The sequence below is a fragment of the Roseovarius albus genome (assembly GCF_900172335.1).
Lineage (GTDB): Bacteria > Pseudomonadota > Alphaproteobacteria > Rhodobacterales > Rhodobacteraceae > Roseovarius > Roseovarius albus.
Genome location: NZ_FWFX01000003.1, coordinates 40,997 through 55,876, shown reverse-complemented (window position 1 = coordinate 55,876; position 14,880 = coordinate 40,997). Strand labels below are relative to the sequence as shown.

The window sequence follows — 14,880 nt, the reverse complement described above, 5'->3', positions numbered from 1 at the left end:
TCTTACAAGCTCCACAAATTCGCCCCATTCCCGATGTCTTGCTATTTTGGCGCGGAGTCCTCTAACCTGAGGGCGGGAGGATGTGGATGAAGCTACGCAGTGAGTTTATTTTTGCCGGACTTGTCGCCACGACAAGCCTGATGTTGGTCGCCGCTTTAGTTAGACACGCCACTTCGGATACGCCATTGGTTGGAACCTATGAGTTGGAGCGGCCAGAGCGGGACGATCTGCCTCCTGCACCGACGTTGAATGAGATTTCCTTACTGGATTCGATTTGGGTGGCCGGGCTGCCATTCCCCGAAAAGATGACGGAAGATCAAAAATGTCTGGCCGAAGCGCTGTATTTCGAGGCGCGTGGCGAAACGGTGCGCGGGCAAATTGCGGTGGCCGAGGTGATTTTGAACCGTGTGGATCATTCGACGTTTCCCGATTCTGTTTGTGATGTGATCTATCAAGGCAGCAAGAACAAGAACGCCTGTCAGTTTAGCTATGCCTGTGATGGATTGCCTGAGGAATACTCTGAGGCTGGGGCATATGAGCGTGCGCAGCGTGTGGCTGCGTTTTTGCTAGAGCATGGCGCGTGGGGCTTCACCAATGGGGCGATCTATTACCATGCGCACTCCGTCTCTCCAAGCTGGGCGAAGAAGATGAAACCTCTGGCCAATATTGGCAACCACCTCTTTCTGGGTCCAGATGATCCGCCCAGCGAAGAGAGCGAAGGTTGATGGTCAAAGTCGTACGCGTTATGTGCGAAAGGCCTTAGAAATCAGACTGACAGGAGAGTGCGCGATATGGAGTCATTGAAACAGGCTCTGGTTGCGCAGGCATTATCTGAAGGTTTCGACGCCTGCCGGGTCTGCCGGCCGTGGGATGTGCCGCGGGTGCCGGAACGGTTGGCGGAATTTCTCAAACAGGGATACCAAGGCCAGATGGGTTGGTTGGAAGAGCGCAGTCATTGGCGGGGTGATCCGTCTATGCTGTGGCCCGAGGCGCGGTCAGTGATTGTACTGGGCGAAAGTTATACGCCAAATGAAGATCCTATGGCGACTGTAGACCAGCCGGATATCGGCACCATATCGGTTTATGCTCGCAACAAAGACTACCATGATCTGGTCAAGAAGCGCCTGAAACGGTTAGCGCGTTGGTTGATTGCCGAGGGTGGCGGTGAGGTGAAGGTTTTTGTCGATACTGCACCGGTGCCAGAAAAACCCTTGGGGCAGGCGGCGGGGCTCGGCTGGCAAGGTAAGCATACAAATCTAGTCAGTCGGCACTTGGGCAGTTGGTTCTTTATAGGGTCGGTGTTTACGACGCTGGAGGTGCCAACGGATAGATCGGAAGTTGATCACTGCGGTCGATGCCGGGCCTGTCTGGACGCCTGCCCGACCGATGCCTTTCCGGCGCCCTATCAATTGGATGCACGCCGATGCATTTCTTATCTGACGATTGAGCACAAAGGCCCGATTGATCCGAAACTACGCTCATTGATGGGCAACCGTATCTACGGCTGCGACGATTGCCTTGCGGCCTGCCCGTGGAACAAGTTTGCAGTTGAAGCGCGCGAACTGCGTTATCATGCGCGCGAAGATTTGATCGCGCCGGAGTTGGCGGATCTGGTGCAACTGGATGATACCGCGTTCCGGGCCAAATTTTCCGGCAGCCCGATTAAACGCATCGGGCGGGATAGATTCGTCCGAAACGTGCTTTATGCAATTGGTAATTCCGGGCGGGCGGATTTGCGCAGGTTTGCGCAGGATTTATGTGAGGATCCGGACGAAACAATCGCCGATGCGGCGCGCTGGGCGGTTCTGCGACTGGAAAATGACGCAAAGGGGATGGAAAGCCCGTGAAAACCCGTTAAACGGCCTGTTGCGAACAGAGTGAGGGAGCGGGACAAATGGCATTGCTATTAGGTGTTGATACAGGTGGAACCTATACCGATGCGGTGCTGATCCGCGATGAAAAGGATGTCATCGCATCTGCCAAATCCCTGACCACCCGCCACGATCTGGCCGAAGGCATTGGCAAAGCGGTCGAGGCGGTTCTGGCTGAAAGCGGCGCGGATATCACGGACATTGGCATGGCGTCCTTGTCGACCACTCTGGCCACGAATGCATTGGTCGAAGGGCAGGGTGGTCGTGTTGGTTTGATCTATATTGGTTTTCGCGAGCGTGACCTTGAAACGCACGGACTGAGTGAGGCTTTGGCGGGTGATCCTGCGATAGTGATCGCGGGCGGACATAACCACGCAGGTGGCGAAGCAAAGGCCTTTGATAGAGAGGCGCTGGCCAAGTGGCTGGCCTCAGATCACGGAGCATCGGCCTTTGCTGTGGCGGCGCAGTTTGGAACACGCAATCCGGCACATGAATTGGCAGCCGCCGAGATGATCCGAGAGATCACCGGGCGTCCGGTGTCGTGCTCACATCAATTGTCTGCGAAGCTGAACGGCCCTAAGCGCGCCCTTACGGCCGTTTTGAACGCACGTCTGATCGGCATGATTGCGCGGCTGATCGAAAAGGCCGAGGGCAAGCTGAATGAGCTGGGCATTGATGCGCCGTTGATGGTGGTACGTGGCGATGGGGCGCTCATTTCAGCCGAGCAGGCGCGGGAACGCCCCATTGAGACAATTTTGAGTGGTCCGGCGGCCAGCATCGTTGGCGCACGCTGGATGACGGGCGCTGACTTTGCTCTGGTCTCGGATATTGGCGGCACCACCACCGATGTGGCCGTTCTGCGCGATGGCCGCCCGGCGATTGACCCGGCGGGTGCGCGGGTTGGGCCGTGGCGGACTATGGTCGAGGCGGTGGCGATGCGCACCACAGGCCTTGGGGGTGACAGTGAAGTGCACGTCAATGACGAGGGGCTTATCGGGGGTGTCACGCTTGGCCCTCGACGTGTCGTACCAGTCAGCCTGATGGCGATGCAGGCCCCGGAAGTGGTGCATGCGGTGCTGGATGAGCAGGTGCGCAGCTCGACACCGGGTGAATATGACACGAAATTTGTACGTGCTGTGCCCGGAATTGAAGCAGGCGGTTTGCAGGATCGTGATGAGGCGTTGCTGGAACGGATCGGCACCGAGGTGCATCCGGTCGCCAAGATACTGAAAACTCGGATGGAAGGGCAAGCGCTGAAACGTCTGGTTTCACGCGGGTTGGTGCAGGTGTCTGGCGTGACACCGTCGGATGCCAGCCACGTTCTTGGCCGTTTGAACAGCTGGGACGGCGAGGCGGCACTGAAAGCGCTGGAGTTGACCGGACGCAAACGCACCGGTTCGGGCAATATGCTGAACCCGGAACCGCAGAAGATGGCGCAGATGATCATTGATCAGCTGACGCATCAGACATCGCTGGCCTTGCTGGAGGCGGCTTTTGATGAGGAAGAAAACAGTTTCGGTCTGCGCCCGTCTGAACTGGCGCGGCATGTGTTGATGCAACGCGGCTTGGACAAACACAAAGGTTTGGTGCGGATTGATACTGGTATCAACGTGCCGGTGATCGGTCTCGGGGCGTCAGCGCCCAGCTATTATCCTGCTGTGGGTGATCGCTTAGATTGCGAAATGATCTTGCCTGAGCATGCCGGTGTGGCCAATGCGATTGGTGCGGTGGTTGGCCGGGTGACGATTCGCCGAAGCGGGACCGTGACTAGCCCGGCGGAGGGGCGATTCCGGGTGCACTTTGAAACTGGGCCCGAGGATTTCTCAGATGCCGAGCAGGCAATGGAGGCTCTGGAAGCGGTCTTGTCGAAGGACGCGCGTCATGAGGCTGAAGTTGCCGGAGCAGAAGATATTTCCGTATCGATGTCACGTGACTTGCGCACGGCAGAGGCTGAAGCACGCGAAGTGTTTCTGGAAGCCGAGATATCGGTTGAGGCTTCGGGTCGTCCGCGGATCGCTGCCTAAAGCGAGACTAGCCAGTCGCGCACCTTTTCTGCCTGTGGGCTAAGCGGTGTCGTTGACGACCAAACCAGATAAAATCCTGCATCAGTGCGCCAGGTCCATTCCTCGCGTGCTGCCAGCAAGCCTTGTGCGATTAAGTTATCAACAGTGTGATGCCAGCCTATGGCGAAACCTTCGCCAGCAATGGCGGCCTGCAACACCAGCGCGTAGTCGTTCAATCGCAGGCCTGAGCGTGGCTCGGCATAGGGTACATTCCAATGAGCAAAGAATTCAGCCCATCCGGGGCGGTCGCGCACAGGTTCTTCGAGGTGGATCAGAGGCTGGTGCATTAGATTGGCGATGGTCTTGAGGTTCACCGCTGCAGCCATCACGCGGGGGGAGGCGATCGGGGATATCACCTCTGGCGCGATGAGGGAAGAGTGGCAGCCTTCCCAAATTCCGTGACCGCGCCGAATGGCAAGGCTGATGCCCTCGGCCCCGATGTCGGGCTCGCGATCCGAAGTTTGCAATCGCAAATCGACATCAGGATGAGCTTTGTGAAATTGCGTGAGCTTGGGCACCATCCAATAGTGGGCAAAGGCGGTGGAGGCCGAGAGCGTCACATGTTCCTGAGCATGGCGTTGGCTGAGCATGCTGGCGGTTTGATAGATCCGGTCGAACGAGGCGGTGACGTCGGTAAAGAGCCGTTCGCCAGATTGTGTCAGCCGCACGGACTTATGCGCCCGGGCAAAGAGTTGCACGCCCAAAGCTGTTTCCAACTGCTTGATTGCGGCGGATACCGCGGGCTGTTGCACGTTCAGTTCCTGCGCCGCACGGGTGAAAGACCCGGTGCGGGCGGCGGCCTCGAACACCAACAAATGACGGGGGGATGAGACAAGTTTCCAAAGTTCTTGCATAAACACAGGTTATGCAAACCCATGATATTTGCAAGGATCACAGGATAAAAAAACTGTATTAGATTGATTTTAAGACATAGGAGACTCGGCACATGGCACGACGCGCAAGAAGCAGACGCACCACAGAAACAGAGGCTTTTGTCGCCCCGGCCTCGCCTCATGTGCAGCGGCGTTTGCCATTTTATGACATCTTGGACGAAGAGGCGGTGGTCAAGCTGGAGACGCAGGTTGACTGGATCATGCAAGAGATCGGCATCGCCTTTCGCGATGACCCCGAGGCGTTGCGGATCTGGAAGGAAGCCGGTGCACAGATCGAAGGTGACATCGTCAAGGCACCTGCCGACTGGATTCGTAGCCTGTGTGCCAAGGCACCGCGCGAATTTACCCAAGTGGCCCGCAATCCTGCGCGCAATGTCACCATCGGTGGCACCAATCAGGTCTTTGCCCCGATCTATGGCGCACCTTTCGTACGCGATGTCGGATGTGGGCGGCGTTATGGCGATATGGAAAGCTTCGAGAAGCTGGTGAAGCTGGCCTATATGCACCCAAACCTGCATCACACCGGGCTGGTGATTTGCGAGCCGTGCGATGTGCCGGTCAGCCATCGCCATCTGGATATGGTTTATACCCACATGACCCGCAGTGATAAGCCCCATCTGGGGGCCATCACCGAGATGAGCCGCGCGCAGGACAGCGTTGATATGGCCGAGATCCTGCATGGTAAGGATGTGATGGACGAGCATTGCGTCATCATGGGCAACGTTAACACAAACTCGCCGCTGCTGGTCGACCGCGTGGTGACCGAGGCGATCCGGGTCTATTGCGGACGTGGGCAGGGGATCGTTGTGGTGCCGTTTATCCTGTCGGGCGCAATGGGGCCGGTCTCAACAGCCGCCAGTGTCACGCAAGCAATGGCCGAAGCGATGATGTGCTGTGCCTTTGCGCAGGTCGTGCGCCCGGGGGCTCCGTTTATTCTGGGCAACTTCCTCAGTTCGATGAGCCTCAAGTCTGGCGCGCCAACATTCGGCATGCCCGAGCCGGTAATTTCGAACTACGCCATCGGCCAGATGGCCCGCCGGGCCGGTCTGCCGCTGCGCTGTGGTGGGTCTTTGACCGCAAGCAAGATCGAGGATGCGCAGGCAGCGTACGAAAGCGCGGATTCGATGCATTCAACCATGCTGGCCGGGGCGAACTTTGTTCTGCACTCTGCCGGTTGGATGGAGGGCGGCCTCTGTACCGGGTTTGAAAAACTGATCATGGATGCGGATCGTCTGGGGAGCTATCAAAAGGTGCTGGGTGAAGGATTGGATATCTCGGACGAGGCGTTCGCACGCGATGCTTATGAAGAAGTTGACCCGGGTGGTCACTTCCTTGGATCTGCCCACACGATGCGCAACTACACCACCGCGTTCTATGAACCCGCGCTGAGTGACAGCGAAAATGTCGAAAGCTGGGAAGAGGGTGGATCAAAAGACATGCGTCAGCGCGCCTATGAAAAATGGAACGCCATGCTCAACCAGTATGAAGCGCCCAAGCTTGATGAAGCCAAGGACGAAGAACTGCGCGATTACGTTGCCCGTCGCAAATCAGAAATACCTGAGGCATGGTACTAAAAGACCAAAGGGAGGACAGACCATGCGTGCATCAGACAGATTTGACCAAGACATTGCGGGGCGGCTGGACGGGCTGCGTGACGACGGGCTGTACAAATCCGAACGGGTGATCAGCAGCAAACAGGCGGGGCAGGTGGCCTTAGCTTCGGGTGATCAGGTGATCAACCTGTGTGCCAACAACTATCTGGGGCTTTCGGATAACGAAGACATCATTCAGGCTGGGCGTGATGCACTAAATCGTTATGGTTATGGCATGGCGTCTGTGCGTTTCATTTGCGGCACGCAGGAAGAACATATAGAGTTGGAAAAGCGGATCGCTGGTTTTCTTGGGATGGAAGACTGCATTCTTTATTCAAGCTGCTTTGATGCCAACGCTGGTCTGTTCGAGACTATTTTGGGCCCAGAGGACGCGATTGTTTCAGACGCTTTGAACCACGCTAGCATCATCGATGGCGTACGCCTGTGCAAGGCGCAGCGGTATCGCTATGCAAATTCCGACATGGCCGATCTGGAACGGTGTTTGCAGGAAGCGTCGGGTGCGAAACACCGGCTGATTGCCACAGATGGGATTTTCTCGATGGATGGCTACTTTGCCAAGCTCGAAGAGATCTGCGACTTGGCCGAAGAATACGATGCCATGGTCATGGTGGATGACAGCCACGCAGTGGGGTTCGTTGGCCCCAATGGGCGTGGCACACCCGAGCATTGCGACGTGATGGACCGCGTCGATATCATCACCGGAACCTTGGGTAAGGCGTTGGGCGGAGCTTCGGGTGGGTACACCGCCGCCTCGGCCAAGGTGGTCGATTGGCTGCGCCAGCGGTCACGTCCCTATCTGTTTTCAAACACCTTGGCTCCGGTCATTGCGGCCGCGTCTTTGAAAGTGTTCGACATATTGGATAATGGCGATGCCCTGCGCGCAAAGCTGTGGGAAAACGCCACTTATTTTCGCGAACGTATGGGCGCGCTGGGGTTTGAACTGCTGCCGGGGGAACATGCGATCATTCCCGTGATGCTGCGCGATCCAAAACTGGCGCAGGAGATGGCAGCCAAGCTGAACGAGCGCGGCGTTTATGTCACCGCCTTCAGCTTCCCGGTTGTGCCACGTGACCAAGACCGAATTCGCACACAGATGAGTGCAGCGTTAACCCGTGAAATGCTGGATCAGGCGATTGATGCTTTCGAGGCTGTGGGCCGCGAGTTGGGAGTGATCAAGTGAAACCGCTGCTGCCTTCGGCCATAGATGCGATCGGAGAGACACCGTTGGTGAACCTGAGCCGCGTGGTAGAGACCTTGGGTCTGGATGGCCGGATCGTTGCCAAATTGGACTATCTTTTGCCAGGTCTTTCCAAGAAGGACCGTGCGGCGAAAGCCATTATTGAAGAGGCGCGTGCGTCGGGCGATTTGGCTGAGGGGCAGGCTGTTGTCGAGTTGACCTCAGGCAACATGGGGACCGGTTTGGCCATTGTCTGCGGCATTCTAGGGCATCCATTCATTGCTGTCATGAGCGAAGGCAATTCCGAAGAGCGTGCCCGAATGATGCGCGCGCTAGGGGCCGAGGTTATTCTGGTACAGCAAGCGGAGGGAAGCCGGAAGGGTGAAGTTTCGGGTGCTGATCTGGCGCTGGTTGATGAGACTGCACAGCGGACAACAGCAGAGCGCAAAGCCTTTCGGGCTGATCAGTTTATGCGAGATGGCAACCCAAAGGCGCATGAAACCGGTACAGCGCCGGAGATCTGGGGGCAGACACAGAGTAAGGTGACGGCCTTTTGTGATTTTGCAGGGTCCGGTGGCACCTTGGGGGGATGTGCGCGGTTTTTCATGCCGAAAGGTGTGAACTGCTACGGGGTCGAACCTGAAGGAGCCGAGGCCATCGCGGGCGGAAAGGTTTCCAAACCAGACCATCCAATTCAAGGTGGCGGTTATTTGATTTCGGACCTTGAGCACCTGAACGGTGTCGAACTGTCTGGCGTGCTGACAGTGTCCGGGAAAGAAGCGCGAGACCACGCACGGCTATTGGCCCAAAGAGAAGGCATCTTTGGCGGCTATTCTGCCGGGGCCAACTTGGCAGCGGCGGTAAAGTTGCTGCGCGGGCCTGAAACGGGTGGAACAGTGGCGATGGTCGTGTGCGACAGCGGTCTGAAATATCTGTCGACAGATTTATGGGGAGCATGACATGCAAAACCAGATGAAAGCATTGGTGAAAGCCCAGCCCGAAACCGGCCTGTGGATGGAACATGTGCCAGTGCCCGAACCGGGGCCAAATGATGTGCTGATCAAGGTCAAGAAATCCGCAATCTGCGGGACCGATGTGCATATCTGGAACTGGGATGAATGGGCGCAGAAAACTGTGCCTGTGCCGTTGGTGACGGGTCACGAGTTTTGCGGCGAGATTGTCGAGATCGGTTCGGCAGTGGCTGGCTTTGAGGTCGGGCAGCGCGTGTCTGGTGAAGGACATGTGATTTGTGGCCATTGCCGCAACTGTCGTGCGGGTAAGGGTCATTTGTGCCGCAACACCGAAGGTGTGGGCGTGACACGGGCCGGCAGTTTTGCGGAATACCTGTGTCTTCCACAAACCAATGTCGTGCCGATCCCGGATGATATTTCGGATGAGATTGCTGCGATCTTTGATCCGTTGGGCAATGCCGTGCATACCGCGTTGTCCTTTGACTTAGTAGGTGAAGACGTCGCCGTGACCGGGGCCGGTCCTATTGGGATCATGGGAGCAATGATCGCCAAACAGGTCGGCGCGCGCAAGGTCGTGATCACCGACATCAATCCCGGGCGACTTGAACTGGCGCGGGAGATGGGGGTCGAGCATACTATCCGGGCCGATCAGGAATCGCTGCGTGACATCATGCCCCGTATCGGAATGACCGAAGGGTTTGATGTCGGCTTGGAGATGTCAGGTGCGGCCCCTGCATTTCGCGATATGATATCTGCGATGAACAATGGAGGGCGTGTTGCCCTGTTGGGAATCCCGCCGGCCAGTTTTGAGATCGACTGGAACAAGGTCATTTTCAAGATGCTGCACATCAAGGGCATCTACGGCCGCGAGATCTTTGAAACCTGGTACAAGATGATCGCGTTGGTGCAGGGGGGCTTGGACGTGTCCGGCCTGATCACGCATCGCATTGGGATCGATGAATTTGCGAGCGGCTTTGAAGCCATGCACGATGGCTCTGCCTGCAAGGTTGTCATGGATTGGGACGCCTGAGATGAGCCAGTTCCCGCGCCTGACTGAACCGCTTGCTCTGCGCCACAAGGTGTTGCGCAACCGGATCACGTTTGGCGCGCATACGGCAAATATGTCAGAGGGCGGTCTGCCGGGGGAACAATTCGGCGCGTATCTGTTGGAACGCGCAATTGGCGGAGCGGGCATGATCGTGGCCGAGCCGATGCCGGTGCATCGCACGGGCGTTCTGACCCGCGGGAATTTCCTCGCCGAAGATGACACGGTGATCCCGGCCTTTCGCAAGATCGTGGAGCCGGTACAGAACGCGGGCGCAGTGGTGTTGCAACAGCTTTACCATGTGGGCGCACACGGCGATTCTGACCTGAGCTACCAGCCACATTGGGGGCCTTCGGGTCTGCCCAGCTATCACGATAGCGATGGCAGCCATGCGATGACCGAGCCTGAGATCGAAGAAATGATCGCTGCCTTCATTGCGGCGGCGGTGCGGTGTCATAAAGCAGGTTTTGATGGGGTCGAGATTTGGGCGGCTTACCATTCATTACTGGAGCAGTTTTGGACGCCCTGGAGCAACCGGCGCGATGATCAGTGGGGTGGATCGCTGGAAAACCGCACGCGCATGTCGATGCGTATCTTAGAAGGAGTTCGCCGGGCTTGTGGTGAGGACTTCATTGTTGGGATGTCGGTCAGCTCATCCGCCGTTCCAGTGCTAAGTGCGACCGAGGCCCTGACCGAGATTGTCGCGTTGCATGACACCACCGGACATCTGGATTACGTGACCTGCGGTTCTGGCGGATACATGGATTTCGAAAACCTGATGCCGACCTTTGCAGTAGGAGAGAAGCTTACCGTTTCCACGACTGAAGTCCTGAAACGCGAACTGACGCATGCTAAGGTGCAGGCCGAAAGTGGTATCCGCACTCCAGAAAATGCCGAAACGGTTTTGAGCTCCGGCGAGGCTGATTTGGTGGCGATTGTGCGCGGGCAAATTGCCGACCCGCATTTGGCGCGCAAAGTGACAGAGGGCCGCCCGGAGGACATTCGAGGCTGTATCTCCTGCAATCAAATGTGCTGGGGGCGGCGCTCAAGGGATTACTGGATTTCCTGTCTTATCAACCCTTCGGCGGGGCGCGAACACGTGTGGGGTGGAGATCGGTTTGTAAAAACTGACACCCCCAAGCGCGTGCTGGTTATCGGCGCTGGCCCGGCTGGGTTGGAAGCGGCACGGGTCGCGGCTGAACGTGGGCATGTCGTGGAAATTCACGAGGCCTCCACCATGATAGGTGGTCAGTTTCGGTTGGCTGGAGAACAGCCGCGTCGCGCGCAAATCATCGATTTGATGGACTGGTATGAACGGCAGTTAGATAAGCTGGGCGTGAAGGTGATGTTGAACTCCTACCTTGATGCGGAAGACCTGCAAGAGGTCGAGTTCGACGAGGTTATTCTTGCGACTGGCTCCTTGCCGGATGAGGACGCGACCCAACGCTGGTTCCCGCAGCTCGGACCCTTGCCGGGGTCGGAGCATGGCAATGTCTATGCGCCCGAAGAGGTGATGCGTCGCGACGCGCGACTAGGTGATAGCGTGATCGTTTATGATGAGGGCGGCAACATGCGTGGCATTGGCACAGCATGGCATCTGGCCGAAGCAGGCAAGCAGGTGACAATTGTCACGCCTGATCCGTATGTGGGCAAGGAGTTGGCCCGCACCAGCGCGGATATACCGATCCGCGCACGTTTGGCGCAGTTGGGCGTGTCGTTCATCACCGAAAGCGCGATCGCCGCTTGGCACGGGCAAGGGGCAACGGTGCGCAACTTGTTGGACGGAAGCGAGCAGGAGATCGCAGCCTCTGCCTTGGTAATGGCGACGACCAACCGCGCCTTTGATCCGATTTCAACCGAGATCGAAGAGCGGAATCCACTGCTGATTGGCGATGCGGCCGCCCCGCGCCAAGCGCCTTACGCATTTTACGAAGGCCGTAAAGCCGGATTGGAGATTGGAGGCGCAAAATGATGCGATTATTGACTGTTCTACTTTGTCTGTTGGCCGGAGTGGCCATGGCGACCCCACCGCGGGTGACGTTTTCGGATGATCGCATATTGGCAGCCACGCAGTCACATTTCTATGTCTTGCGAGACATCACCGATAATCTTGGATCCCACTTTCATGGGCTGCACGATCAGCACCTGATCGAGATCAGCCTGGATACGGGGGAAGCCACGCAATACTGGCCTCTGCGTCGGATCGGGGTCAATCATTTGGAAACCGATGACTTTCTGTTTCCCGGCGCGATCACCGAACGCGAAGGTGACACCTATGACATGATGGAAGTTCTGCGCGAGCTTGGCGCGGAACCGTTGGTGCCGTCGCCCTGGGAAGTTGAGGATTTTGCGCTGGTCGAGGGTGCGTTGATGAAGGGGGAGACGCAGGTGCTGACGCCGTTCGCAATCCGCGCCGCAGGGCGGGCGCAACTGGCGATTTTGCGCGCGGAATACCCGCTATTTGAAAGCGAAGAAGACTATCGCCGCGAGGACCGCATCGATTTCTATGACCTTTATGCGGAAGGTGATTGGGAGTGCCGCGTTGGCGGGGCAGGTCAAACCCTGAGCCGGATCACGGAGCGCATCAGTCTGATTCCATTGAATTGCGAAGATTATAACCTGAGTGGCTTGTGGTCGTTCCACGCGCTCATCATCGAACAACTTGAAAACTAAGAGGACAATCATGCCTGAGATTCAAAAAGAGGAAAGCACTGGCGCCAAAAAACTGCCATCGCACGCCAAAGTGGTGGTGATTGGTGGTGGTGTTGTCGGCTGCTCGATCCTGTTCCACCTCGCCAAGTTTGGCTGGAAAGATGTTGTTCTGCTGGAGCGCGATGAGCTGACTTCTGGTTCCAGTTGGCACGCGGCGGGGCAGATCCACACTATCAGTTCGGATCCCAACATCAGCCGTCTGCAGGGTTATACCATTGATCTTTATAAAGAGATTGAGGAGACCTCGGGTCATTCCGTCGGCCTCCACATGACCGGTGGGTTTTACGCGGCTTCGAACAAGACGTGGTATGACTACCTTAAGCGTGAGCGTTCAAAAGCGCGCTACATGGGGCTGGATCAGGAGTTCATCAGCCCCAAGGAACTGGCCGAGCGGCACCCTCTGATCGACACCAGCCAATACTATGCAGCGCTGTGGGATGATCAGGACGGTGATCTTGACCCATCTGGCGCGACCTATGCCTTTGCCAAGGCGGCAAAGGTCCACGGCGCGCAGTATTTCACCCATTGCGCGGCAACAAAAACTGAGCAACGCCCTGATGGGTCTTGGGATGTGACAACGCCGTTGGGTGTGATCAACGCCGAACATATCGTCAACTGTGGTGGCCTTTGGGCACGCGAAGTTGGCCATATGCAGGGCATCAATATCCCGGTGCAACCGATGGAGCACCACTACCTGATCACCGATGCGATCCCTGAAATCGTTGAGCGGATGAAACCCGGAGGCGCGGGTCGTTTGCCTGCGGGCATCGACTATGAGGCTAACATTTACTTCCGTCAGGAACGGCAGGGCATGTTATTGGGCACTTATGAGCCTAAAGGCACGCCCTGGAAGGTCGGTGGTACACCTTGGGACTTTGGTCACGAACTGCTGGCACCCGATCTGGATCGGATCGCTGACCGGCTGGAACTGGCCTTTGAACGTATTCCAACCATCGGCAATGCGGGCATCAAGGATGCGATCAACGGGCCGTTCACCTTTGGTCCTGATGGCAACCCGATGATCGGACCGGTTCCGGGCATGAAGAACTACTGGTGTGCAGTGGGTGTCATGGCTGGTTTCTGTCAGGGTGGCGGCGTCGGCCTGACCATGGCGGAGTGGATGATCGATGGTGAGCCATCCATCGACGTCTGGGCCATGGATGTGGCGCGCTTTGGTGATTGGGCAACCCCCGATTGGGGCACCGTGAAGTCGACCGAAAACTACGAGCGTCGCTTTGTGATGACCTTCCCGAACGAAACCTTGCCAAAGGGTCGTTTGCAGAAAACCACAGCACTTTATGATCGCCTGATCGCTAAAGGCGCGCGGATGGGGCAGGGCTTTGGCCTTGAAAATGCCCTGTGGTTTGCCGACAGCCCAGAGGATGCCCACGAAGAGCCAACATTTGAGCGCAACCGCAGTCATGAATACGTTGCGCGCGAGGTCAAAGCGGTGCGCGAAGCTGTCGGCGGGATCGAGATTGCGAACTTTGCTAAGCATGAGTTCAAGGGCGCAGGCGCACGCGCCTATCTGGACCGCACCCTGGCGGGCTATGTGCCCAAGCCGGGCCGCCTGACACTGACCCCGATGTTGACCCCTGCCGGAAAGCTTTACGGTGATCTGACTGTGGCCTGCCTGAATGAAGAGCATTTCATCCTATTTGGGTCGGGTGCCATGCAGGAAGCACACCGCCGCTGGTTTGAAAAAGACCTGCCAAGCGATGTGTCTTATGAAAATGTCTCGGATGATTGGCACGGGATTGCACTGTCGGGGCCGAAATCGCGCGAGTTGCTGCAGCGGATCAGCCGTGATGATGTCTCGGCCGAGGCGTTCAAATTCCGCGATCTGCGCCAGACTTACGTTGGCGGCGTGCCGGTGATCCTGAACCGGATCAGCTTCTCGGGGGAACTGGGGTATGAGATCTACTGCAAGCCGCAGTACTTGATCAAATTGGCCGAGGCGATCGAAGAGGCCGGCGACGATCTGGGCTATCGCTGGTACGGTGCGCGGGCACTGATGTCGATGCGCCTTGAGAAGAGCTGGGGTGTCTGGACGCTTGATTTCCGTCCTGATTTCAACGCGGTTGAATCCGGTATGGACGTCTTCATTAACTGGAAGAAGGACTTTGTTGGCAAGGAAGCGACGCAGAAATTCCGCGATGAAGGTGTGGCGCGCAGGCTGGTGATCCTGACCATCGATGTTGACGGCATTGACGTCAGCAATGACGAGGCGGTGCTGAGCGAAGGCGCGGCTGTGGGATACATTTCCTCGGGCGGATATGCGCACCATGCAGGAAAATCCATGGCGATGGCCTATGTCAGTTCAGAGCACGCTGAAGCGGGTTCAAAACTGCAGGTCGAGATCCTGGGCGAGATGTATGACGCTGAGGTTCTGGGCGCGCCGATCTATGACGCCAACGGTGCGAACATGCGCGCCTAGTAAAAAACCGCCCGGGTCGAATCATCGTCGACCCGGGCAAAACAGACCTGCTTTTGTCGTTTTTGGACATAGTAGGACGTCGCATCCCTGAATGACGC

General features: G+C 57.2%; 11 protein-coding genes. 10 read left to right on the top strand and 1 reads right to left on the bottom strand.

Annotated features, from left to right (window positions below; translation table 11 throughout):
- Window positions 1–86: 86 nt before the first annotated feature.
- The 3 genes from ROA7450_RS05615 to ROA7450_RS05605 all read left to right on the top strand — a co-directional run bounded on the left by ROA7450_RS05615 (window position 87) and on the right by ROA7450_RS05605 (window position 3,895).
- Entirely contained in the window at window positions 87–725 is a 639-nt protein-coding gene (locus tag ROA7450_RS05615) for a cell wall hydrolase (protein WP_143534376.1), read from the top strand.
- 66 nt (window positions 726–791) lie between these two features.
- The gene (gene queG / locus ROA7450_RS05610) at window positions 792–1,847 is read left to right on the top strand and encodes a tRNA epoxyqueuosine(34) reductase QueG (protein WP_085804715.1); all 1,056 of its coding nucleotides are present in this window, start codon (window positions 792–794) and stop codon (window positions 1,845–1,847) included.
- A 47-nt stretch (window positions 1,848–1,894) separates the two neighbouring features.
- Window positions 1,895–3,895, top strand: coding sequence for a hydantoinase/oxoprolinase family protein (locus tag ROA7450_RS05605; protein ID WP_085804714.1), 2,001 nt, complete (start codon window positions 1,895–1,897; stop codon window positions 3,893–3,895).
- Here the strand turns inward: ROA7450_RS05605 and ROA7450_RS05600 are convergent.
- On the bottom strand, window positions 3,892–4,788 hold the full coding sequence (locus ROA7450_RS05600; protein ID WP_085804713.1) for a LysR substrate-binding domain-containing protein: 897 nt from the start codon (window positions 4,786–4,788) through the stop codon (window positions 3,892–3,894). The genes ROA7450_RS05605 and ROA7450_RS05600 overlap by 4 nt on opposite strands.
- A 92-nt stretch (window positions 4,789–4,880) precedes the next feature.
- Here ROA7450_RS05600 and ROA7450_RS05595 point away from each other — a divergent pair, with 92 nt between their 5' ends.
- The 7 genes from ROA7450_RS05595 to ROA7450_RS05565 are packed head-to-tail and all read left to right on the top strand — an operon-like array spanning window position 4,881 to window position 14,782.
- Window positions 4,881–6,401, top strand: coding sequence for a trimethylamine methyltransferase family protein (locus ROA7450_RS05595; RefSeq protein ID WP_085804712.1), 1,521 nt, complete (start codon window positions 4,881–4,883; stop codon window positions 6,399–6,401).
- A 22-nt stretch (window positions 6,402–6,423) separates the two neighbouring features.
- Window positions 6,424–7,620 carry a glycine C-acetyltransferase gene (locus tag ROA7450_RS05590; protein WP_085804711.1) on the top strand — a complete coding sequence of 399 codons (1,197 nt, stop codon included), beginning with the start codon at window positions 6,424–6,426 and terminating at the stop codon, window positions 7,618–7,620.
- On the top strand, window positions 7,617–8,576 hold the full coding sequence (locus tag ROA7450_RS05585) for a PLP-dependent cysteine synthase family protein (RefSeq protein ID WP_085804710.1): 960 nt from the start codon (window positions 7,617–7,619) through the stop codon (window positions 8,574–8,576). The genes ROA7450_RS05590 and ROA7450_RS05585 overlap by 4 nt, the downstream gene beginning before the upstream one ends.
- 1 nt (window position 8,577) lies before the next feature.
- Window positions 8,578–9,618 (top strand): L-threonine 3-dehydrogenase, encoded by a 1,041-nt coding sequence (tdh, locus tag ROA7450_RS05580; RefSeq protein WP_085804709.1) that lies wholly within the window; start codon window positions 8,578–8,580, stop codon window positions 9,616–9,618.
- A 1-nt stretch (window position 9,619) separates the two neighbouring features.
- Entirely contained in the window at window positions 9,620–11,605 is a 1,986-nt protein-coding gene (locus tag ROA7450_RS05575) for an oxidoreductase (protein ID WP_085804708.1), read from the top strand.
- Window positions 11,602–12,306 carry a hypothetical protein gene (locus ROA7450_RS05570; protein ID WP_085804707.1) on the top strand — a complete coding sequence of 235 codons (705 nt, stop codon included), beginning with the start codon at window positions 11,602–11,604 and terminating at the stop codon, window positions 12,304–12,306. Before ROA7450_RS05575 ends, ROA7450_RS05570 begins: the two co-directional genes overlap by 4 nt.
- Window positions 12,307–12,316: 10 nt before the next feature.
- The gene (locus tag ROA7450_RS05565; RefSeq protein ID WP_085804706.1) at window positions 12,317–14,782 is read left to right on the top strand and encodes a GcvT family protein; all 2,466 of its coding nucleotides are present in this window, start codon (window positions 12,317–12,319) and stop codon (window positions 14,780–14,782) included.
- The last annotated feature ends 98 nt before the right edge of the window (window positions 14,783–14,880 follow it).

Excerpts from the sequence above, each read along its gene's own strand:
- ROA7450_RS05600 (WP_085804713.1), bottom strand. The coding sequence starts at position 4,788 with ATGCAAGAACTTTGGAAACTTGTCTCATCCCCCCGTCATTTGTTGGTG.
- queG (WP_085804715.1), top strand. The coding sequence starts at position 792 with ATGGAGTCATTGAAACAGGCTCTGGTTGCGCAGGCATTATCTGAAGGT.
- ROA7450_RS05615 (WP_143534376.1), top strand. The coding sequence starts at position 87 with ATGAAGCTACGCAGTGAGTTTATTTTTGCCGGACTTGTCGCCACGACA.
- ROA7450_RS05590 (WP_085804711.1), top strand. The coding sequence starts at position 6,424 with ATGCGTGCATCAGACAGATTTGACCAAGACATTGCGGGGCGGCTGGAC.
- ROA7450_RS05595 (WP_085804712.1), top strand. The coding sequence starts at position 4,881 with ATGGCACGACGCGCAAGAAGCAGACGCACCACAGAAACAGAGGCTTTT.
- ROA7450_RS05565 (WP_085804706.1), top strand. The coding sequence starts at position 12,317 with ATGCCTGAGATTCAAAAAGAGGAAAGCACTGGCGCCAAAAAACTGCCA.
- ROA7450_RS05605 (WP_085804714.1), top strand. The coding sequence starts at position 1,895 with ATGGCATTGCTATTAGGTGTTGATACAGGTGGAACCTATACCGATGCG.
- ROA7450_RS05575 (WP_085804708.1), top strand. The coding sequence starts at position 9,620 with ATGAGCCAGTTCCCGCGCCTGACTGAACCGCTTGCTCTGCGCCACAAG.
- ROA7450_RS05570 (WP_085804707.1), top strand. The coding sequence starts at position 11,602 with ATGATGCGATTATTGACTGTTCTACTTTGTCTGTTGGCCGGAGTGGCC.
- tdh (WP_085804709.1), top strand. The coding sequence starts at position 8,578 with ATGCAAAACCAGATGAAAGCATTGGTGAAAGCCCAGCCCGAAACCGGC.